22 protein-coding genes, 2 tRNA genes and 1 pseudogene are annotated in these 19,834 nt (G+C 36.9%); 11 read left to right on the plus strand and 14 right to left on the minus strand.

Translation table 11 applies throughout. From position 1 onward, the window contains the following. Window position 1: 1 nt before the first annotated feature. The 6 genes and pseudogenes from J4T77_RS05700 to J4T77_RS05725 form a co-directional block, all read right to left on the minus strand. Window positions 2–175, minus strand: a complete 174-nt coding sequence (locus J4T77_RS05700) for a hypothetical protein (RefSeq protein ID WP_223823152.1) — start codon at window positions 173–175, stop codon at window positions 2–4. 26 nt (window positions 176–201) lie between these two features. After that, window positions 202–447, minus strand: a pseudogene (locus J4T77_RS05705) (PD-(D/E)XK nuclease family transposase); the annotation flags it as partial. A gap of 283 nt (window positions 448–730) precedes the next feature. After that, window positions 731–1,894 (minus strand): 1-deoxy-D-xylulose-5-phosphate reductoisomerase, encoded by a 1,164-nt coding sequence (gene dxr, locus J4T77_RS05710; protein ID WP_070356952.1) that lies wholly within the window; start codon window positions 1,892–1,894, stop codon window positions 731–733. A gap of 72 nt (window positions 1,895–1,966) precedes the next feature. Further along, entirely contained in the window at window positions 1,967–2,464 is a 498-nt protein-coding gene (locus J4T77_RS05715) for a hypothetical protein (RefSeq protein WP_190321471.1), read from the minus strand. Between the two features lie 320 nt (window positions 2,465–2,784). Continuing rightward, entirely contained in the window at window positions 2,785–3,486 is a 702-nt protein-coding gene (locus J4T77_RS05720; RefSeq protein ID WP_015589314.1) for an ABC transporter ATP-binding protein, read from the minus strand. Next, window positions 3,479–4,261 carry an MlaE family ABC transporter permease gene (locus J4T77_RS05725; RefSeq protein ID WP_038199265.1) on the minus strand — a complete coding sequence of 261 codons (783 nt, stop codon included), beginning with the start codon at window positions 4,259–4,261 and terminating at the stop codon, window positions 3,479–3,481. The genes J4T77_RS05720 and J4T77_RS05725 overlap by 8 nt, the downstream gene beginning before the upstream one ends. Before the next feature lie 910 nt (window positions 4,262–5,171). Between J4T77_RS05725 and rpmF the strand changes: the two genes are divergently transcribed. From rpmF to J4T77_RS05745, 4 genes are all read left to right on the plus strand, one after another. Then, window positions 5,172–5,354, plus strand: coding sequence for a 50S ribosomal protein L32 (gene rpmF / locus J4T77_RS05730; protein ID WP_010962967.1), 183 nt, complete (start codon window positions 5,172–5,174; stop codon window positions 5,352–5,354). A 10-nt stretch (window positions 5,355–5,364) separates the two neighbouring features. Beyond that, window positions 5,365–6,402, plus strand: coding sequence for a phosphate acyltransferase PlsX (gene plsX / locus J4T77_RS05735; protein ID WP_038199264.1), 1,038 nt, complete (start codon window positions 5,365–5,367; stop codon window positions 6,400–6,402). After that, window positions 6,395–7,351 (plus strand): beta-ketoacyl-ACP synthase III, encoded by a 957-nt coding sequence (locus tag J4T77_RS05740; protein ID WP_010962965.1) that lies wholly within the window; start codon window positions 6,395–6,397, stop codon window positions 7,349–7,351. Before plsX ends, J4T77_RS05740 begins: the two co-directional genes overlap by 8 nt. Window positions 7,352–7,462: 111 nt before the next feature. Beyond that, a complete protein-coding gene (locus tag J4T77_RS05745; protein WP_010082311.1) occupies window positions 7,463–7,633 on the plus strand; it encodes a hypothetical protein in 171 nt (56 codons plus the stop codon). Between the two features lie 560 nt (window positions 7,634–8,193). On the opposite strand, the gene J4T77_RS05750 is transcribed toward J4T77_RS05745, so the two are convergent. From J4T77_RS05750 to mnmE, 3 genes are all read right to left on the minus strand, one after another. Beyond that, window positions 8,194–9,210, minus strand: coding sequence for an NAD(P)/FAD-dependent oxidoreductase (locus tag J4T77_RS05750; protein ID WP_038199260.1), 1,017 nt, complete (start codon window positions 9,208–9,210; stop codon window positions 8,194–8,196). A gap of 168 nt (window positions 9,211–9,378) precedes the next feature. After that, window positions 9,379–9,466 (minus strand) — tRNA-Ser (locus J4T77_RS05755). A gap of 47 nt (window positions 9,467–9,513) precedes the next feature. Beyond that, complete coding sequence (mnmE, locus tag J4T77_RS05760; protein ID WP_233641011.1) at window positions 9,514–11,040, minus strand: tRNA uridine-5-carboxymethylaminomethyl(34) synthesis GTPase MnmE; 1,527 nt, start codon at window positions 11,038–11,040, stop codon at window positions 9,514–9,516. A 131-nt stretch (window positions 11,041–11,171) separates the two neighbouring features. Here mnmE and nuoI point away from each other — a divergent pair, with 131 nt between their 5' ends. From nuoI to infC, 4 genes are all read left to right on the plus strand, one after another. Then, on the plus strand, window positions 11,172–11,654 hold the full coding sequence (gene nuoI / locus J4T77_RS05765; protein WP_038199316.1) for an NADH-quinone oxidoreductase subunit NuoI: 483 nt from the start codon (window positions 11,172–11,174) through the stop codon (window positions 11,652–11,654). A gap of 115 nt (window positions 11,655–11,769) precedes the next feature. Continuing rightward, window positions 11,770–12,057, plus strand: coding sequence for a hypothetical protein (locus tag J4T77_RS05770; RefSeq protein ID WP_010962961.1), 288 nt, complete (start codon window positions 11,770–11,772; stop codon window positions 12,055–12,057). Further along, window positions 12,050–13,951 (plus strand): threonine--tRNA ligase, encoded by a 1,902-nt coding sequence (thrS, locus tag J4T77_RS05775; protein ID WP_010962960.1) that lies wholly within the window; start codon window positions 12,050–12,052, stop codon window positions 13,949–13,951. The genes J4T77_RS05770 and thrS overlap by 8 nt, the downstream gene beginning before the upstream one ends. 12 nt (window positions 13,952–13,963) lie before the next feature. Next, window positions 13,964–14,482 carry a translation initiation factor IF-3 gene (gene infC, locus J4T77_RS05780; protein WP_006279610.1) on the plus strand — a complete coding sequence of 173 codons (519 nt, stop codon included), beginning with the start codon at window positions 13,964–13,966 and terminating at the stop codon, window positions 14,480–14,482. Between the two features lie 28 nt (window positions 14,483–14,510). On the opposite strand, the gene nuoF is transcribed toward infC, so the two are convergent. Further along, on the minus strand, window positions 14,511–15,764 hold the full coding sequence (nuoF, locus tag J4T77_RS05785; RefSeq protein ID WP_010962959.1) for an NADH-quinone oxidoreductase subunit NuoF: 1,254 nt from the start codon (window positions 15,762–15,764) through the stop codon (window positions 14,511–14,513). Window positions 15,765–15,783: 19 nt separating this feature from the next. Beyond that, window positions 15,784–15,856 (minus strand) — tRNA-Lys (locus J4T77_RS05790). 519 nt (window positions 15,857–16,375) lie between these two features. Between J4T77_RS05790 and J4T77_RS07075 the strand changes: the two genes are divergently transcribed. Genes J4T77_RS07075 through ltrA form a run of 3 tightly spaced genes read left to right on the plus strand, consistent with a single transcriptional unit; the run spans window position 16,376 to window position 17,923 of the window. Then, window positions 16,376–16,504, plus strand: a complete 129-nt coding sequence (locus tag J4T77_RS07075) for a hypothetical protein (RefSeq protein WP_255324786.1) — start codon at window positions 16,376–16,378, stop codon at window positions 16,502–16,504. Then, complete coding sequence (locus J4T77_RS05795; RefSeq protein WP_233641012.1) at window positions 16,467–16,607, plus strand: hypothetical protein; 141 nt, start codon at window positions 16,467–16,469, stop codon at window positions 16,605–16,607. Before J4T77_RS07075 ends, J4T77_RS05795 begins: the two co-directional genes overlap by 38 nt. Before the next feature lie 11 nt (window positions 16,608–16,618). Continuing rightward, window positions 16,619–17,923 (plus strand): group II intron reverse transcriptase/maturase, encoded by a 1,305-nt coding sequence (gene ltrA / locus J4T77_RS05800; protein ID WP_410543714.1) that lies wholly within the window; start codon window positions 16,619–16,621, stop codon window positions 17,921–17,923. A 94-nt stretch (window positions 17,924–18,017) separates the two neighbouring features. Here ltrA and J4T77_RS05805 read toward each other — a convergent pair whose 3' ends face one another. The 3 genes from J4T77_RS05805 to J4T77_RS05815 all read right to left on the minus strand — a co-directional run bounded on the left by J4T77_RS05805 (window position 18,018) and on the right by J4T77_RS05815 (window position 19,692). Continuing rightward, entirely contained in the window at window positions 18,018–18,905 is an 888-nt protein-coding gene (locus J4T77_RS05805) for a replicative DNA helicase (protein WP_233641014.1), read from the minus strand. Window positions 18,906–19,168: 263 nt separating this feature from the next. Then, on the minus strand, window positions 19,169–19,468 hold the full coding sequence (locus tag J4T77_RS05810; RefSeq protein WP_138265064.1) for a type II toxin-antitoxin system RelE family toxin: 300 nt from the start codon (window positions 19,466–19,468) through the stop codon (window positions 19,169–19,171). Further along, window positions 19,444–19,692, minus strand: a complete 249-nt coding sequence (locus J4T77_RS05815) for a hypothetical protein (RefSeq protein WP_233641015.1) — start codon at window positions 19,690–19,692, stop codon at window positions 19,444–19,446. The genes J4T77_RS05810 and J4T77_RS05815 overlap by 25 nt, the downstream gene beginning before the upstream one ends. Window positions 19,693–19,834: the final 142 nt, after the last annotated feature.

The following is a 19,834-nucleotide window of genomic DNA, read 5'->3' on the forward strand; positions in this document are numbered from 1 at the left end:
CTCACGATTGAGCATCTTCTTTATCAAGAGGAGGTTCATTGTCCGCGTCGCTCGGCACCAACTGGTTACCCAATTCGCACTGATGCGTAGACTCAGATGGCAAAACATCTGGTTCAATAAGCTTTAGAATCCTTTCAGTTTCTTTCTGAATGAATTCCTCTCCTTTTATAAACAATATGACCGAAGGCTTTCAGGTCGCACCATTTCAATCACATACCTAGCCCCACTAGAGTCCCTGCAAAGAACATCAACTATACTTTGCTTATCAGAGGCAATTTCAGGATCCATTATAGTACTGAGGAATTCCACTTCTTGTATAGTATTTATCTCGGTAAACCCTAAAATATCATTCAAGAAATGTATGAGAATATTCTTATTTTTTTCAGTGCCAAATATTTTTTTGAAGGTTAAATCCAGCTTAGGGTCGAGAAACTTAGATAAAGCCATAGCCAAAGTGCTTAAAAATATTAATAATTATACACTATTATTAACAATTATTCAACCATATTTTTGAAGATAGCTATGCCGCCGCGAACCGTCATACCGCCGCGGTATCTTAGCATAGATCCCGCTAACAAGTAGCGGGATGACGAATTACTTAACCGTCATACCACCGCGAACCGTCATACCGCCGCGGTATCTCGGCATAGATTCCGCTAACTAGTAGCGGAATGACGATTGTGTATCGTGTTTTGCTAAAAATCACAGAATGCAGTCTGGTTACATTACTCTAGCTATACGCAACAACTTTACTTTCAACAATTTTGTGAGCAATAATACGACTTTCATAATCAATATTTATTATATCAGATAGTGAATTAATATCAGTATAACTACCAAAACTTTCCATTGTTGATTCCACTACCTCTACTATTTTTAAAAAGCCGATTCGTGACTTCAAAAATTCATTAACAGCTATTTCATTTGCAGCATTGAGCACAATACTGTTTGTTTGTGGAGCAGAAGAGTTTAACACTGCCATGCTAAGCTTTAGCGCAGGAAAACGCTTATGGTCTGGTTCTTGAAAGGTCAATTTTCCTTGCTTTGTTAAATCTAATTTACGATTTAAAGCTGATCTTTCCGGCCAAGATAGAGCATATGAAATAGGAATTGCCATGTCAGTTTCTGCAAGCACAGCAAAGTTGAACCCATCCTTATAAGTTACAATTCCATGTACTATTGACTCAGGATGCACTATTGCTTCAATTTTATCCGGGCTGATATTAAACAAGTTATGTGCTTCTATTATCTCTAGTGCCTTATTCATCATTGTTGCGCTATCAACCGAGATTTTCTTTCCCATATTCCAAGTGGGGTGACTAAGCGCCTTATCTACCATAACATTTCTTAATTGCTCAAGGCTATAATTTAAGAATGGTCCACCAGAAGCAGTAAGTATGATCTTTTCTACGCATTTGTCGTCATTTTGCAAAATTTGAAAAATTGCATTGTGCTCAGAGTCAATAGGGATTATTTGTACATTTTTTTCTTTAGCTTTTTTGAGTAATAACTTTCCACCGCAAACAATGCTTTCTTTGTTTGCCAATGCAATGACTTTGGTACCGCTTTCTATAACTTCCATAACTGGCCCAAGGCCTGCAATGCCAACTATTGCAACAACTGAGAGATCAACAGGTATGGTAGCAATATTTGTAGCACCAATTGCTATTTTTACATCTGTACCAAGTAAACTTTCTTTCAAATCTTTGTAAAGCCTTTCATCGGAGATAGCAACATATTTTGCATTTAGCAGTTTTGCTTGGTGTGCCAGTAGAGCAAAGTTCGAATGGGCACTTAGTGCTTCCACTTGGTATTCTTCTTTTCTCTTTGAGAGCAAATCTACAGTCTTTTTTCCAACACTTCCTGTTGATCCCAAAACTGAAACCTTTTTCACTAAGACAAACTCATAACAACAGCAACTTTTCTTATTAGGCCTTCTTCCAATTATTCAATAGTTTTTAAGTGTTTAACCAAGTTCATGTCCGTGGTCATCGCCAACAGATGGTGAAGGACCAGGTGAAAAAGATTGACCATGGTGATCACCTGCATCATGCATGTCTTGCAAACCATCAGCATTATGAGCTATTTCGTTATTGGTATGAGGGTAATCATCTGAGTGATGTCCATCATCACCATGAGCCATATCCATTTCTTCTGATGGCATATCTTCCCCACCTCCACCTGAAAAATATTCTGCAAGGCCTTCAAGAAGTTTTATGCCAAACATATTACCTGACTTTCCAAACAATGTTACTAGACTACTGCCACTCACCAAACCTTCAAACACGTTACTATAAGCAGCAATTGCTCCTTCATGAAAGTTGAACAACCATTTCATTCCATCGACAACTGTTGAAACAGAGTCACTATGACCAAGACCAAAACCACTTTTCTCACCAGCAGCCTCTTGGTGTTGCTGCTGCGCTTGCCATTCTGCAATGTTTGGACCTTGAGCTTCACTCATAAATTTTTACTCTCAATCTTAAGCTATTATTTTATCACAAATATTGCAAAATATCAATAGAGCTTTTGAATATAGCTAATACAAACAATTTCTGTCATCCTATATATAGCTAAACTGACTTACGACAATTTGAAAAACGACAAATTCGTCATTCCGCTACTAGTTAGCGGAATCTATGCCGAGATACCGCGAATGAATCGCGGTATGACGTGTTAGCTATAGGATCCAGTTTGAAAAAAATCTGAATTCCAATGTTCACTACCTTTTACAAAGTTAAAACTTAAAAATATGACTGTTAGCAATAGTGTATATATCTTTAGCTATATATAATGAATGAATTTTTTTATATATTCGTTATTAGTATTTTGTATTTCCTGAACAGTTCCATGGGAAATGATCTCCCCTTCATATAATACTGCTATTTTATCAGCTATTTTAAATGCGCTATGAATATCATGTGTAATCGTGATAATTGTAGGGTTAAGATCTCTAGATAATTTTATTATTATCTCGTTTACTATATCTGACATAATTGGGTCCAATCCTGAAGTTGGTTCATCCAAAATAATGATTTCTGGATTGTGTGCAATCGCCCTTGCAAGTGCCACTCTTTTTTTCATTCCACCTGATAGCTCTATTGGAAACATATCTGCTATGCTTTCCTCCAGTCCAACATCATTTAACTTCTCGATTGCTAGCTGTTTTGCCTCTTTTTTGCTGATATTAAAGCGCTTTTTATAATTAAAAGATATATTTTCCCACACTGTAACGTAGTCAAATAAAGCGGAATTTTGAAATAAACCCCCAAATTTATTTTTGCTTTTACTATTTATTTTAACAGACCCTGAGTCTGGAGCAAGCAAGCCGATAATTGTTTTTGTTAATACAGATTTGCCGCTTCCTGAGCCACCAAGTATGACTAATGATTCCCCTTTTAATATATCAAAATTTAGATCTTTTAGTACTGTCCTATCATCAAAAGATAAGCTTAAGTTCAATATTGATATTATGGGGTTACGCATGTATCAAAGTAATCATGTAGTTTGCTAAAATGATCAGTATGGACGATAAAACAACAGTTGATGTTGTAGCAACACCTACTCCTCGTGCACCTTCTTTGCAATGGTAACCGTAATAGCAGCTTGAGACAGAAATTATGGCGCCAAATGCAGTTGCTTTTATTAGCCCAGTTATAAAATCATACGTATTAAAGAACTGAGCTGTGTGTTTAATGTATATATTTAAATTGTGGTTAAATTCGAAGACTGCAGTGATGCATCCTCCAAATATTCCTATTAAATCTGCACATACTGTAAGTATGGGAAATACTATGATTGACGCTAAAATCCTTGGTGCAATTAAATATTTGAAAGGGTTGATGTTCAAAGTTGTAAGGGCATCTATTTGCTCGGTGATGCGCATCGTACCAATTTCTGCTGCAACTGATGATCCAACCTTTCCTACCATTATTAAGCTGATCAAAACTGGTCCTAACTCTTTAATGATAGTGATCGTAACAAGTTTGGGTATTATCTGTTCTTGGTTAATTAATGGGTCACTCAAGCTACTTTGTAAAACTATCGCCGCTCCTATAAAAACTCCAGTGAGCCCAACAATTGGCAGAGAGAAAAAGCCTATCTCTATAATTTGTCTTGCTATGTTGCTAAAATAATATGGTGGCACAAGGCAGTGGTATAGAGATTGAATAAAAAATATGAATGCACTACCAAGCCTTAACAAAAAATTGATAAAGTACCTACCAATTATTCTAACACTATTTATATCAAAAAAGCTCACTTTGTATTCATTTTAGCTAGAGGTTAGTCTTACTGATTTTATTAAAATTTTTATTAACTTTATCGCAAAGTATAGCTGAGATATGTTTTAAGTTCAATATACTTGATGTTTTAATTTAAAGCTTAACCCAAGAAAGGTTTCCCTACGTCATACCGCCACGGTATCCACAACTGTACGAACGTTGTAGTTTGGGAGCAATTCCCACCAGTGGGCCAGTGCCCAGACACTGGGATGGCTTTGTTGCATCGCTACTTATGAAAGGCTAACTATAATTAGGATTATAAGCAACTTATTGAAAATCTTGTTTTTTTGCAATCAATCTGATCAAATTTAAGAATAGTAATTTGTTATTTATATTAATAAATTTAATTCTATTGAAAATAGCTAAAGCATTGAAATTCTTGAATTTTAGCCAGATTAGTGAGTGGTAGTGAAATTTCTTTTACTCAAATTTAGGTATTCACTGACCGTTCTTGTTATAAATACCAGAATAATAAGCTACTGATATTCCCTATCTTTTTTATCTTTAATCCATCATAGCTAGCGATGCAACAAAGCCCACTGGGATCCAGCTTCTATGCAACTTAATTAAAAACGTTTGTTTTAGCATAAGACAACTACCTTTAGCTCATCAGCTCAGTTATAAGCAAAATTTCTGGATTCCAGACTGGAATGACATCATCTGTTGTGCAATTTACCTTCAAAAATGAATGTTCGTACAGCTATGGATTCATTCGCGGTATAGATTCCGCTAACGAGTAGCGGAATGACGGTTTTTCAAATTGTAGAGCCACTTTAGCTATAGAACTCAATTACATAAGCAAACCTTACTTATTTTACTATCCCTGTTTACTTCCTGTAAAAAACATGTTACTAATGAATTGAATTTTGTAGTAGAATGGAGGAAGTTTTGGCAGTTCCAAAAAGAAAAAAGTCAAAGTCAAGGCGTAATATGCATCGTTCTCATCATGCTATTGAGCCTAAGAATGTTGTGGTATGTTCAACAACTGGGGAATTCATGTTGCCTCATAACGTAGCAGTTGATGGCAGTTACAAAGGAAAACGGGTTTTCATTAAGCAACAGGCAGAGTGACTATTATGATATGTTATCTACGGTCAATAATAATATAGTTATTGCACTTGACGCTATGGGGGGCGATTTTGCGCCTCTTTCCGTAATTCATGGTGCTGGTTTTTTTTTAGACAACCTTGTTGACCCAGGCATTAAAGTTTTTTTTCATATTTATGGAGATAAGGAAGAAGTATCTCCTTTGCTTTTGAAATATAAAAAAGTAAGTAACAATTCTGAATTTACTCATTGTTCTGACAATGTCCTTGCAAATGATAAGCCATCTTTTGCGCTGAGACATCGTAAAGACTCAAGTATGAAAGCTGCAATTGTTGCAGTGAAAGAAGGTAAAGCTTTCGGAGTGGTATCTTCAGGCAACACCGGAGCGTTGATGGCAATTTCCAGATTTATTTTAGGAACATTACCAAACATTTATCGTCCTGCTATTGCCTCTATCTGTCCAACTAAGACAAAAAGCTTCGCTTTGCTTGACCTTGGTGCAAATGTTGATTGTAATGCCGACTCATTATTTCAATTTGCGTTAATGGGTAGTATATTTGCAAAAATAGCATTAAAAATTGACAATCCTGAAGTTGCTTTGCTAAATATCGGCACAGAAGAAGTTAAAGGTAATGACTCAGTGCGCGGCGCTTTTGAGTTGCTTAAAAACGCTCCAGGCATTAATTTCAAAGGGTATATAGAGGCAAGTGAATTTTTAGAGGGTAATATAGATGTGATTGTTGCTGATGGTTTTGTTGGCAATGTAATGCTCAAAACGGCTGAGGCAACCGCTAGTACCTTTATCAATCTAATAAAGCAGGAAGTATTCAATTCGTGGATAGCGAAAATGCTTGTTGGTATATTGTTAAAATCCAAACTAAATAAAGCTTTAACGCGTTTTAATCCCAAAATTAGAAGTGGAGCTATGTTTTTAGGGCTGAATGGTATCATCATTAAAAGTCATGGAAATTCTGATGCTATTTCTTTTGCCCATGCCATAAAATTTGCAGTAAATGCAATTAGTGAAAATTTAAATCAAAAGATAATTAACGGGGTAAGTCATATTGAATAAAAGTTTCATATTAAGCACTGGATCTTACCTACCAAGAAAAATGTTGAGTAACAACGAAATTGCATCGATAGTTGAGACGAGCGATGAATGGATAAGGCAGAGAACAGGAATAGTTCAAAGGCATATAGCAGATGAAGGAGAACTAACGTCAGATCTAGCTGTAAATGCAGCAAAAAGTGCTATAGAAAAAGCTAAAATTTCAGTAGATGAAATTGACTTGATTATAGTTGCTACAACAACTCCTGATAAAACTTTTCCTAGCTGTGCAACGATTGTACAAAGTAAGTTAAAATGTAAAAACGCATTTGCTTTTGATGTACAAGCAGCATGCTCTGGTTTTATATATGCAGTTACAGTTGCTGATTCGCTCATAAAATCTAACAATAGAATTAAATATGCATTGGTTATAGGTGCTGAAATAATGTCTAGGATTGTTGATTGGGAAGATAGGTCAACTTGTGTACTCTTTGGTGATGGTGCTGGTGCAGTGGTGATGAAATCAGAAATGGGTAGAAGCGGCATCATATCAACAAACTTATACTCTGACGGCAATGTGGACATACTATGTACGAACGGAGGGATATCCTCAACTGGTGATTCTGGAAAAATATGCATGAATGGAAGAGAAGTGTTTAAACATGCAGTGGATAAGTTAACAGCCTCAGTAGAGGAAACTCTGAAATGCAATAATTTGAAAATCACTGATATTGACTGGTTAATTCCCCATCAAGCAAACATTCGTATTATTGAAGCAGTAGTAAAGAAATTAGATTTTCCTATAGAGAAAGTGATTAATACCGTTGATAAGCATGCAAACACCTCAGCGGCATCAATTCCACTGGCCTTAGACTATGCAATACAAGAATCAAAAATAAAATCAGGAAATCTGGTACTGCTGATTTCAATAGGTGCAGGCCTGACCTGGGGTTCCGTGTTGCTGCACTATTAGACTTCCTGCATTACCTCCTGTCATCCAAGTACCCTCTTTGTCATTCCAGTGCCTCTTTCTCCTGTCATCCCAGTGCCCTGACTACTTGGATCCAGAAAAAAGAATGGTGTCATGAAAGTAGCTGATACTGGTTTTCATCCAAGAGGGTGTCATCTCAGTGCCCTGACTACTTGGATCCAGGAAAGTTTGCTTGTAAGCAAGCAAACTAGCACAGAAAGTGGTTACAACATTTTCGATGAGATTATATGGAAAACTAGATCCCAGTGTCAAGCACTGGGATGACAAAAAAAGGAGCACTGGGATGACAGCAGTCCTACGTCATACCGCGATTCATTCGCGGTATCTCTAGATCCCGCTAACAAGCAGCGGGATGACGGTTGTCGTTTAGCCATAAATATTTAAGAAATTTACCAAATGAAAAAAAAGGCAAAAGAAGCCCTGGGGTTATTATCCGCTTTAAAATATTGGCGTTTTTTATGTTTTAAACGCTTGACAAGCGAGATTCAGCCGCTTTTAATTGCAACTAACTTACGCTGCAAATGTTTAAGAAATTTACTAAGCAGAAAAAAAGACAAAGAATCCCCGAGTTAGCTAGTCTTTTACTATCTCTGTCGAGTATTGGCATTTTTTGATGTCTTGTAACGCTTTATAAGCGCGTTCAGCTTATTTAGATAAAAATCTAGATGTAGATGAAGTTTTGTAAAGACATACAGTATCTATATACTGCAAAAAATTGAACATGAGACGCCGATACATTAAGTAATCCTTACCTTTTAATCTGCAGATTGGCGAAAGCAAATACAATAGCTTCAGTTTCATGATAAGGGGGCTAGCGAGGTTTGTCAAGGAAGTTTTTCTTTTCCGTGAATTCCCTTTGAGGTTGAATATTGAAAATTAACCGGAGAGTTGTGGATTACTTTGTATATGTCATAACAAGCCATGGCGCTCTCAGCAAAACCATTTAGTATTAATTTTAGTTTGCCTGAATAAATAGCTATATCTCCGATTGCATATATCCTATCTCTACTGGTTTTAAGTGTAGCTGGGTCGACAACTATGCGGCTATGTTCTAACTGTATACCCCAATTGTTTATTGGACCAAGATTCATTGACAATCCAAAAAATGGCAGCAAAAAATCAGCGGATATTTCTTTTTCTTCCTTAGAGGCAATGTTTTTTACTATCACTGCGCTCAACTGCCCATTACCTCCTGCTAGTTCGTGTAATTGATATGGCACTACCAGTTCTATTTTTCCATCAATTTCAAGTGATTCTAATTTATTTCTAGTTTCAGGAGTGCAGCGAAATTCCTTTCTCCTATGTATCACATAAATTTTCTTCGCAACTTTAGAAAGTTCTACAGTCCAATCAGCCGCAGAATCACCCCCACCTGCAATGACTATAGTTTTGTCCTGAAAATCAGAAATTTTATTTACACTGTAAAATACAGATTTATTTTCATATTCTAATATACCACTTAAGGGTGGACGGTTAGGTTCAAACATTCCGTTACCTGCAGCAACAATAACGGCTTTGCATTTTACCTCTGTACCTATGTTCGTTATGACAGTAAAGCTTTCACCTTCGTTATTTGAAATCTTTTCCACTTTTTGACTTAAATGGTAAACAGGCTTAAATGGCGAAGATTGCTCCATTAGTTGCTCAATTAATTTTTGGGCAGTGATTACAGGATAACCAGGTATATCATATATTGGCTTTTCTGGGTAAAGAGCTGTGCATTGTCCTCCTGCTTGATCCAAAACATCTATTATATGACATCTCATATCAAGCATTCCCGCTTGAAAAGCAGTGAATATTCCAACAGGTCCTGCACCTATTATTACTATATCGGTTTTCATATTCAGATCGTGATCTATTTATAGATATTAGCTTTCTTTGCTAACAAGGTCAATTTACAAAGGGATGTATTTTTAAAAGATGTGGCTAGATTAGACAAGATTTCCAGCGTTATGAACCACATAGTCCAAATAAGCTCTAAAAATCAGCTAGCATAGCGAGATGCTGTGCGGACGGAATGGGATTCGAACCCATGGTACGCTCATCACGTACGTCAGTTTTCAAGACTGGTGCCTTAAACCGCTCGGCCATCCGTCCATTTCTTTTCTATCACAACATTTGATTTTAAGCAATCTATAAAAGCTTTACTTGCCCACGCAAAAGTTGCTAAACACACTACTCAATATTTCCTCAACATCAATAATTCCAATCACCGCACCAAGTTCAAATGCAGCAAGCCTCAAATCTTCAGATATCAACTCAATTGGATTATCGATATTAAAACGTTGTAAATGTTCCAGTGCTTTCTTCATGTGATTCCTATGTCTTTGCCGAGTGATTACAGGAGTGTCTCTATCATGCCCAAATTTTTCCTCTGCCTTCTCTTTTATGAGAGAGATCAATTTGTTTGTACCTATTTCCTTTAGAATAGAAATGGGTAAAAGATCTATGCCATTAATTTTTATATTGTGATTATTGATAACATCGTCAGCTTTGCTCAATACATAAATGGTGTCATTTTGGTCTGATGTCATGCAAGTAGCTGACACTGGAATCCAGCTATGAACATTGTTTTCAGCACATGTTTCTAGAATCCATTGTTTATTGCATAATTTGCAAGTATTTTTATATCTGGATCCCAGTGTCAAGCACTGGGATGACACCGTTTGTTGATTACAATATTTGCATAGTTGTGTGTCAACGACAGATGGTATATTGCCTGTGGCTTGATAATTGACATCGTGTCGTTGTTCAAAAGGAAATAGCTCTATTCTTAAATCAGCTTCAAAAGACCTCTTTTTCGCTCGACTTATACCTTCTAATTCTATTGGATCTGAACTTTCACGAATTCCAGCAGTATCAGAGAGAATGATTGGGTATCCGCCAATGTCAATATGAGCTTCAAGTATATCTCTTGTTGTGCCTGCATATTCAGAAACAATAGCAATATCACGCTTGGCTAAGAAATTAAACAGAGTTGATTTACCGACATTTGGTTCACCAGTTATTACAATATGTAAACCCTCACGCAACCTTTCGCCCCGTCTATTATCATTTAAATGCTCTTGTATCAACTGCACGAGAGATTGCACTTCATTATTAATTTTTTCCAATTCACTTTTTTCTGCCCAAATGTCCTCTGGAAAGTCTATATATGCTTCGATTTTGGATTGTATCGTTATTAATCTTTGCCTCCAATTGCTGTATAGTCTCTCCAATTCTCCTGATATCTGCTTAATCGCTTGTTTAGCTTGCATTTTTGTCTCAGCATCAATTAAGTCTGCAATCCCTTCTATTTGCGTTAAGTCAAATTTACCATTTAGAAAAGCCCTAAGTGAGAATTCTCCAGGCTTGGCCATAACGAAAACTTTTGATAATTCCTCCAAGATGATTTTTATAACTGCCTTGCTTCCATGCACTTGTAACTCTATAACGTCCTCGCCAGTGAAACTGTTTGGAGCAGGGAAATAGATGATTATTCCATTATCTATCAATTGACTGGAATCATCATATAGATCAACTAAAGTAGCAAATCTTGGTTTAATTTCTTTCTTAATATGAAAATGATTTAAAGCTTTAAGCGCGTAGTTGCCTGAAATTCTGATTACTGCAACTCCTGACTTACCAAATACGGTCGATAAAGCGAAAATAGTTTCATTTGTGTTTGTCATTATTTATATAAACTACTTAGCAATATTACACTTAAGAAACCAAAATACCTAAAAAGTCACCCAGGTGAAAATATTTATTTTGAAAACTGATAATATGATTTATAATGACTGACACAAGTTTTAAATATTTTATGCTCAAGAAATTAGCTTGGTACTGGTCTTTTGTAGAGTTAATTAAAGGGTTTGTTATTACATTAAAATATATGTTTAAGCCAAAGGTTACTTTGAGGTATCCTATGGAGAAGGGCCCTTTAAGTCCAAGGTTTCGTGGTGAGCATGCGTTGCGTAGGTATCCAAACGGTGAAGAACGATGCATAGCTTGTAAATTATGTGAAGTTATCTGCCCTGCTCAAGCAATAGTTATTGAAGCAGAGGAAAGAGAAGACGGTAGTCGCCGCACCACGCGCTATGATATTGATATGACAAAATGCATATACTGCGGACTTTGCCAAGAGGCATGTCCAGTTGATGCAATTGTTGAAGGTCCTAACTTTGAATTTGCTACTGAAACAAGAGAGGAGCTAATGTACAATAAAGAAAAGTTATTGCGTAATGGTGAAGTTTGGGAAGACGCAATTGCACTCAGGTTAAAAAAGAATAGGCCTTATTATTAATGTTCAGAGCTTATAACCCTGTTATCCATTATGATTTAGGGGCAGTGCCCACTAGGGGTGGTGTCATCCCAGTAGCTGATACACAACTGTACGAACATTTGTTTGCGAGGGCAGTATGTTAAATGTTATAGCCTGTTTTGCCTCAAACACAAAGGTGTCATCCCAGTGCTTGACACTGGGATCCAGTAAAATTGATTGTGAACAAGCACACTATGCAACATTTTCAATGAAATTACAAAAAAGCTGGATTCCAGTGTCAAGCACTGGGATGACACCATTTGCTGTGCAATTTACCTTCGAAAATGAATGTTCGTATGGCTATGTGCGTGACACTGGGATGACACCGTTGGAAGAAGCAAATCGCCTTCAAGCTACATGTCCGTATAGGTTTATTTATGGTTAGGGTTACTTTTTCAACCGAACAAAAAGTAAAAGAATACAGTGGTAAAGTCACTGGCTTTGATATATTACAACCGGATGCTTTGAAAGAAGTAGTTGCATTGAAAGTAAATGGTGAGCTATATGACCTCTCACGTGAAATTGAAGCTGATGCAGAGATAGAGGTGATACAACTGAGTGACGAAGTGGGTTTAGATATAATAAGGCATGATGCTGCTCATATAATGGCGCAGGCAGTGAAAGAGCTATTTCCTAATACTCAGATTACTATCGGCCCAACAATTCAGGACGGTTTTTACTATGATTTTGCTACAGATCGTACCTTCACTACGGACGATCTTACCGCAATAGAAAAGAAAATGAAAGAGATTGTAAAAAGTAACCACAGATTTGTTCGAGAAGTTTGGACTCGCAAGCAGTCAGTTGATTTCTTTAGTGGTATAGGCGAAAAATATAAGGTTGATATTATCTCATCCATACCAGAGGGTGAAAACCTAACTGTTTATAGGCAAGGTGATTTTGTTGACCTATGCCGTGGTCCGCACTCACCATCAACCGGTAGAGTTAAAGCGTTTAAACTTATGAAAGTAGCGGGTGCATACTGGCGTGGTGATTCTAAGGGCCCAATGTTGCAGCGAATATATGGCACAGCATGGGGAAATAAGGATGAATTAAACGCTTACCTTGAGTGCCTCAAAGAAGCAGAAAAACGTGATCACCGCAAAATTGCTAAGGATATGGATTTATTTCACATTCAAGAGGAAGCTGTTGGGCAGGTTTTTTGGCATGAACAAGGATATATTCTATATAATGTTCTTGAGTCTTACATCAGAAAGAAGCTAATAAATAATGGCTATTTTGAGGTAAAAACTCCTATTTTAGTAAGTAAAGAGCTGTGGGAAAGATCTGGACATTGGGATAAGTTTCGTGAAAATATGTTTATTGTTGACGAATCTGAGAATAAAAAGTTAGCAATAAAACCCATGAATTGTCCTTGTCATGTGCAGATTTTTAATTCTCACACCAGGAGCTACCGTGATTTACCAATACGTATGGCAGAGTTTGGCACATGCCATAGAAATGAAAGCTCAGGCTCATTGCACGGACTGATGCGAGTGCGTGGTTTTACGCAAGACGATGCACACATTTTTTGTATGGAAGAACAAGTGAATTCTGAGACTATAAAGTTTTGTGACCTTTTAAAAGAAGTATATTCAGAGCTTGGATTTAATGAAATTTCTGTGAAATTTTCAGACCGTCCAGATATTAGAGCAGGTAATGATGAAGTGTGGGATAGAGCTGAAAAAGCGCTGCTTGAAGCCGTTAAAGAAGCGGGCTTGAGTTATAAACTTAACCCTGGTGAAGGTGCATTTTATGGTCCAAAGTTAGAGTTCGTTTTGAAAGACGCAATAGGCAGAAATTGGCAATGTGGAACATTACAAGTTGATTTCATTTTACCAGAACGTCTGGGAGCTTTTTATATAGGGGCAGATGGGCACAAGCATCACCCTGTCATGTTACATAGGGCAATTCTTGGGACTTTTGAGCGTTTTATCGGAATTTTGATAGAAAATTATGCAGGAAAATTTCCAGTTTGGCTTGCTCCAACGCAACTTGCTATTCTGACCATTACAAATGAAGCTGACGGTTACGCCACAGAAATTAGCAATATTTTAAAAGAACAAGGTGTGAGAGTCAAGACTGATTTGACCAATGAAAAAATTAGTTATAAGATACGTTTGCATAGTTCAAACAAGGTTCCTATATTGTGGATTGTAGGCAAAAATGAAGTTACAAGTAAAACTGTGTCAGTAAGAAATTTAGGATCGGAAAGACAGGAGTCTTTTTCTTTGGAAAAGGCTAATGAATCGCTGTTAAAAAGTATTAATTTGAATTAAGGGAGTTAAAGTTTGCAAGTTAAAAAGAACAATAAAAACAGAATTAATGGATTTATCACAGCTAAGGAGGTACGCTTAGTTGATCATAGTGGTGAAATGGTCGGAATCGTGCCAATAGAACGAGCTTTGGAATTTGCACAGGGTGTTGGTTTAGACTTGGTGGAAATTGCACCTGATTCAACCCCTCCAGTATGTAAAATTCTGGATTATAGCAAGCAAAAGTATGATATAAAAAAGAAAGCAAGTGAAGCAAAAAAGAAACAAAAAACATTAACTATAAAAGAAATTAAACTGGGTCCCAATATTGGTGATCACGATTACGGAACAAAATTGCGTCAAGCAAGAGACTTACTTGCCCACGGACATAAAATTAAAGTCACAATGAGATTTAGAGGGAGAGAGCTTATAAACACTGAAGTTGGACTGGAAAAATTAGAACGGCTAATTCGAGACACTGAAGATATCGCAAAGGTAGAATTGGCACCTAAAAGAGAAGGGAATCAATATTTTTTAGCTCTGGTTGCTAAGTAGCAAAACGGCTTAAGAAGTATAAGTAAAGTTAAATTATCGCTCTCTCTTTGATAACATGGCGAAAATGTCTTATTAATCCTTGAATCGGCCAAGCTGCAGCATCGCCAAGTGCGCAAATTGTATGTCCTTCTATTTGAGTTGTAAGGTCAAGCAGCTTATCTATTTCATCAGGCTTAATATCTCCTGCCACCATCCTCTTCATAATCCTCCACATCCATCCAGTACCTTCACGGCATGGTGTGCATTGTCCACAGGACTCATGCATATAAAAGTGTGATAACCTCTCTATTGCAGCTATTATATCAGTTGATTTATTCATCACTATTACAGCAGCAGTACCAAGCCCTGATTGTGCAGTTCTTAATGAATCAAAATCCATTTCAATAGTATCACATATAGATTTTGGAATTAATGGCACTGAAGACCCACCAGGTATTACAGCAAGTAAATTATCCCAACCTCCTCGCACTCCACCTGCGTATTTTTCAATTAATTCACGTAATGGAATTCCGAGCTCTTCTTCAACATTACACGGGTTGTTTACGTGCCCTGAAATACAAAAGACCTTGGTACCAGTATTATTTGGTTTACCAAGAGATGCAAACCATTCTCCTCCGCGATTCAGAATATCTGGAACCATGGCTATAGTTTCAACGTTGTTTATTGTGGTTGGGCAGCCAAAAAGTCCAACACCTGCGGGAAATGGAGGCTTCATGCGAGGAAAGCCCTTTTTTCCTTCAATTGATTCGAGTTGAGCTGTTTCTTCCCCACATATGTAAGCTCCTGCGCCCCTATGGATAAACACATCAAGATCATAACCTGATTTGCAGGCATTTTTTCCAATTAAACCTTCTTTATAGGCTTCCTCAAGTGCTTTTTTTAGAACTAAATATTCATTATAAAATTCACCCCTGATATAAATATATGCAACTGATGCGCTGATCGCTTTGCCGGCCAGGAGAATTCCCTCAAGTAACTTATGTGGCTCATATCGCAATATATCTCTATCTTTACATGTACCAGGTTCTGACTCATCTGCATTGACTACTAAATATGCTTTTGGGAGATTTTTGGGCATAAAGCTCCACTTAAGGCCGGTGGAAAATCCTGCACCCCCTCGACCTCTCAAACCAGATTTCTTTACTTCATCAATGATCTTTTCTGATCCTAAATCCAGTAATTCCTTTGTTTTTTGCCAGCTACCACGTTTTTTTGCACCCTCAAGTAGTGGAGTTCCTTTACCATTTAGGTTGGTGAATATTTTGTCTTGTTCTTTTAGCATGTTTTTCAAAATTTGTGAGTGATCCCGACGCGATTCGAACGCGTGACCCACTGATTAAAAGTCAGTTGCTCTACCGGCTGAGCTACGGGATCATTTCATTTTTCAGCTATACTAAACATCAATACAGTTTTTATCCGTTTTAATCAAACTAAAATTTTCATGTATGGTTAAATAAATTATATAATATACTGCGTTAGTGATAATTTAGTGTGCGCCAAGAAGTGCGTAAGGAACAGTTGGTGAAAATCCAACACGGGTAAAGCTTAGCCGGCAACCTGGAACAAACCATTATGCTGCGTAAGGTAACGAGCGTAGTAAAGCTAATGGAATGGACAACATAGGGTGCAACGAAAGTGAAGGTATTGAGTCCCGTAATTCACGCGTCATGGGGGCTGACACTTTACATTTGGTGGAAGGCAACATGGGTAATAACGCTAAGGCAAGATATTACTCACCTCATCGGGATCGAAGGCCGCGTCATGTGTTGAGATGGACCTTACGTGAACTTGGGAGATCCTTTGTATTCCTGTAAGGGTACTCTGGAACAAGTCAATAAAGGCGAGGACTGGAGGAAGATGCAAAGGAAGTCGGACTAATTGATAGTACTCGGAGTGTGGGAAAGCCACATACAAGGGGAAGCGGTTAGCAATATAGTGACTGGTATAGGGATTGCTATACCAATACAACAGAGATTAGAGGAGTATGCAAGGAAAACTAAACCAGATAGCAGTAAGGGCTAAGCAAGATAAGCGAGTAAAATTTACATCATTAGTTCATTTGATTAATGAAGAGAATCTTGCAGAGTGTTATAAGGAACTAAACGCAACAAGGCTTGTAGTATAGATCGTGTGACAGTGGAAGCTTATGGAGAAAATCTAGAAGAGAAACTTAAAACACTAGTGGATAGTATGAAGAGAAAACAATATCAACCGCTACCAGTGAAAAGGGTATACATACCCAAAGCCGGGAGCAAAGAGAAGCGCGGTCTCGGAATACCATCAACGGAAGATAAGTTGGTACAGGTAATGCTAAAGAAGATATTAGAAAATATTTATGAAGCAAACTTTATGGACAGCTCGTATGGATTTCGACCAGGAAGAAATTGTCATCAGGCGATAAACGCTCTAGATAAAGCAGTTATGCACAAACCAATTAACTATATTGTAGAAGTGGATATCAAGAAGTTCTTTGATAATGTTCAACATAAATGGCTAATGAATTGTCTAAGGGAACGAATAGCTGACCCAAATTTATTGTGGTTAATAAAACGATTTCTAAAGGCAGGAATAGTCGAAGTTGGATGTTATAAAGCAACCGATCAAGGCACACCACAAGGTGGTATAGTAAGCCCTGTATTAGCTAATATATACTTACACTATGTGCTGGACTTATGGTTTGAAAAGAAATTTAAGCCAAAAGCCAGAGGATATTTACAGCTAATAAGGTTTTGCGACGATTTTGTAGTTGGCTGCGAGAGGGAAGAAGACGCAAAAGAATTTCTAGAATTACTGAAACAAAGACTAAGTAAATTTGGGTTGGAAATAGCTGAAAATAAAACAAAAATAGTAAAGTTTGGTAAGAAAGAATGGTATCAAGCAGAAAGAGAGAAACGTAGGACGGCTAGCTTCAACTTTCTAGGATTTACACATTATTGTGGAAAAAGTCGTAATGGTAAACTTATGATGAAGCAGAAAACTTCAAAAATAAGCCTAGCCAGAAAGATTAAAGAAATCAAAGAATGGTTGAAGATGGTACGAAGTCGTATCTGTTTCAAAGATTGGTGGCAGAAACTTAAAGCCAAACTAACAGGACACTATAGCTACTTCGGAGTTAGCGGAAATTATCGGTGTTTGATTCAATTCTATCGACCGGTAACAAAGTTAGCATTTAAGTGGATAAACCGACGTAGTCAAAAGAAAAGTATGGATTGGGAACAATTTATACACTATTTAAAAAGTAAATCCATTACCAAAACCAAAGGTATATGTTTCTTTATACACAGGAGCACTAGTGTGAACGCTGTATTGTGGAGCCGTGTGCGGGAAATCCGCAAGCACGGTTCTTTTGGGGAGACTATGGTTATGAGACCAAATCGCTGGTTTCAAGGTCATGAGTCTCTACCAGACCTTTATTCTTCTCAGTACCAAAGATACGCTTGAACGCGTAATTGTTTTTTGGATCTAAAAACTTTGATAAAACCATAAGAAATCCACTTAAAAACCATTAATATTATACACTATTTTCCGCGATCTTTCAACTTAATATTCTCCCTGTATTTACTTGATATGGCACTGTAACCTTTCCGGTTGATCCACTACGGTTTTTTGCAACATTTATCTCTAAGTCGTTATTAGAATCAGCCTTGTAATAATTTTCTCTGTAGAGTAATAACACTAGATCAGCATCTTGTTCAATACTTCCTGATTCGCGTAGGTCTGCTAATTGTGGTCTTTTATTTTGTCTGTCTTCTACCTTACGGCTTATTTGTGATAATGCTACAATAGGAATATTAAAGTCTTTTGCTATATTTTTTAAAGTTCTACTGATTTCTGTTACTTCAAGAGTTCTATTTTCGGTTACTTTCGATCCTCTGAGTAACTGTAAGTAATCAATGTATATGCATTTCATTTTATATTTTCTGCAAATTAATGAGATTTTTTTCTTTAGGATATTTAAATCCATATTTCCTGAATTATCGACAAGAATATTTAAAAAAACTATTTGATTTATCCCTTTATGTAAAAGTTCTGTGTTTTGTTTCTTGATAATATTGTTTATTGTCTCATTGACTTCAATACTGATCATTCTATTGATTAACTGATTTGCTGACATTTCAAGTGAGAAAAAGCAGACATATTCTTGATTTTTCAGTAATTTTGCAGCTTGCAGAGCCATGTGTAGTGCTATTGAGGTCTTGCCAATTGAAGTACGAGCTGCAAGCACTGTTAATTCTCCTTCTTTTAAGCCACCAGTTATAGTATCAAGTCTAGGTATTCCTGTTGTTATTCCTTCTATTTCATTGTTGTTTGCAAGTAGTTTATTAATGTAGCTTTTATAAGCTTCAAAATAATCAATAATTGGCTTGATGTCTTCATCAACATGTGGCATTTGGTCGATCCTGACCACTCCTTCCTGATCCATTCTCTACCTTAAACCGGAGGCTCCTCAAACTCTAAATCTTGTTTTCGTCGCCTCTCCCCTAATTATATATTATATATATAATAATATATAATATATAATTTATAGGGGGGTAACCAAAAAAATGAACTTTCTTTGAGCTGAGCGAAGCCACCTAAGGTAGAGAATGGATCAGGAAGGAGTGGTGTATAAAATTATATATATAAAATCTTTAAGATTTTCTGTATAATTTACTCATGTAACTTGATAAAAAAGGAAGATAGAATCTACTGAAGAGTATATGTATCGATTATCTTCAAAGCCTCTTCATAAATGGTGTCTCTATGCCCTACTGCAACAATAGTTACTGCATGCTTTACAGTATTTACGCTATATATGATGCGATAATCACTAACTCTTAGCCTTCTGTGCCCTTTAAAGCTGTGGTGTAATGGTTTACCAAGGTTCAATGGATCGACTGTAAGCCGATCATGTATTGCGTCTACAACTCTTGACCTTATCGTTTTTGGAAGGTCCGGAAGATTTTTCTTAAGAACGTTCCTTAAGAAGATAATAGTGTATTCCAATCTACATCCTCACTTCTAACCGTCTCTGCACCTTCAACGTCATACTCGTTAGCAACCACAGATAGTAAAAAGTCTTCCATTTCACGATCTATTGCTTCTTTAAATAGCCTTTCTGCTAATTCTTGAGTTGGCTGCTTAGTGAGCTCAACTAGCTTAGCAAAGTGCTGCAAAGTTTCTTTACTGAGAGCTATGTTAGTGCTTAAGTTTGCCATATGCTTTACCAAAGTTCTACTACTGTAACAATTATACAACATTTTTCTGAACTTTTCAATAAAGAAAGTTGATGATATGTAAAGAGAATTTTGTGCACCTGTGTTAATAAATTATTAATAATTTGGCATATACTGGAACTGGCTTTTGCTGATG

The sequence above is a fragment of the Wolbachia endosymbiont of Drosophila innubila genome, from assembly GCF_021378375.1.
Taxonomy (GTDB): domain Bacteria; phylum Pseudomonadota; class Alphaproteobacteria; order Rickettsiales; family Anaplasmataceae; genus Wolbachia; species Wolbachia pipientis.

What these genes read in the sequence shown, in the direction of transcription:
- J4T77_RS05715 (WP_190321471.1), bottom strand. Translation starts at nt 2,464, where the DNA reads ATGAGTGAAGCTCAAGGTCCAAACATTGCAGAATGGCAAGCGCAGCAG.
- J4T77_RS05720 (WP_015589314.1), bottom strand. Translation starts at nt 3,486, where the DNA reads ATGCGTAACCCCATAATATCAATATTGAACTTAAGCTTATCTTTTGAT.
- plsX (WP_038199264.1), top strand. Translation starts at nt 5,365, where the DNA reads ATGTTATCTACGGTCAATAATAATATAGTTATTGCACTTGACGCTATG.
- J4T77_RS05745 (WP_010082311.1), top strand. Translation starts at nt 7,463, where the DNA reads ATGAAAGTAGCTGATACTGGTTTTCATCCAAGAGGGTGTCATCTCAGT.
- J4T77_RS05750 (WP_038199260.1), bottom strand. Translation starts at nt 9,210, where the DNA reads ATGAAAACCGATATAGTAATAATAGGTGCAGGACCTGTTGGAATATTC.
- mnmE (WP_233641011.1), bottom strand. Translation starts at nt 11,040, where the DNA reads ATGACAAACACAAATGAAACTATTTTCGCTTTATCGACCGTATTTGGT.
- nuoI (WP_038199316.1), top strand. Translation starts at nt 11,172, where the DNA reads ATGCTCAAGAAATTAGCTTGGTACTGGTCTTTTGTAGAGTTAATTAAA.
- J4T77_RS05770 (WP_010962961.1), top strand. Translation starts at nt 11,770, where the DNA reads ATGTTAAATGTTATAGCCTGTTTTGCCTCAAACACAAAGGTGTCATCC.
- thrS (WP_010962960.1), top strand. Translation starts at nt 12,050, where the DNA reads ATGGTTAGGGTTACTTTTTCAACCGAACAAAAAGTAAAAGAATACAGT.
- nuoF (WP_010962959.1), bottom strand. Translation starts at nt 15,764, where the DNA reads ATGCTAAAAGAACAAGACAAAATATTCACCAACCTAAATGGTAAAGGA.
- J4T77_RS05795 (WP_233641012.1), top strand. Translation starts at nt 16,467, where the DNA reads ATGCAAGGAAAACTAAACCAGATAGCAGTAAGGGCTAAGCAAGATAAG.
- J4T77_RS05805 (WP_233641014.1), bottom strand. Translation starts at nt 18,905, where the DNA reads ATGGATCAGGAAGGAGTGGTCAGGATCGACCAAATGCCACATGTTGAT.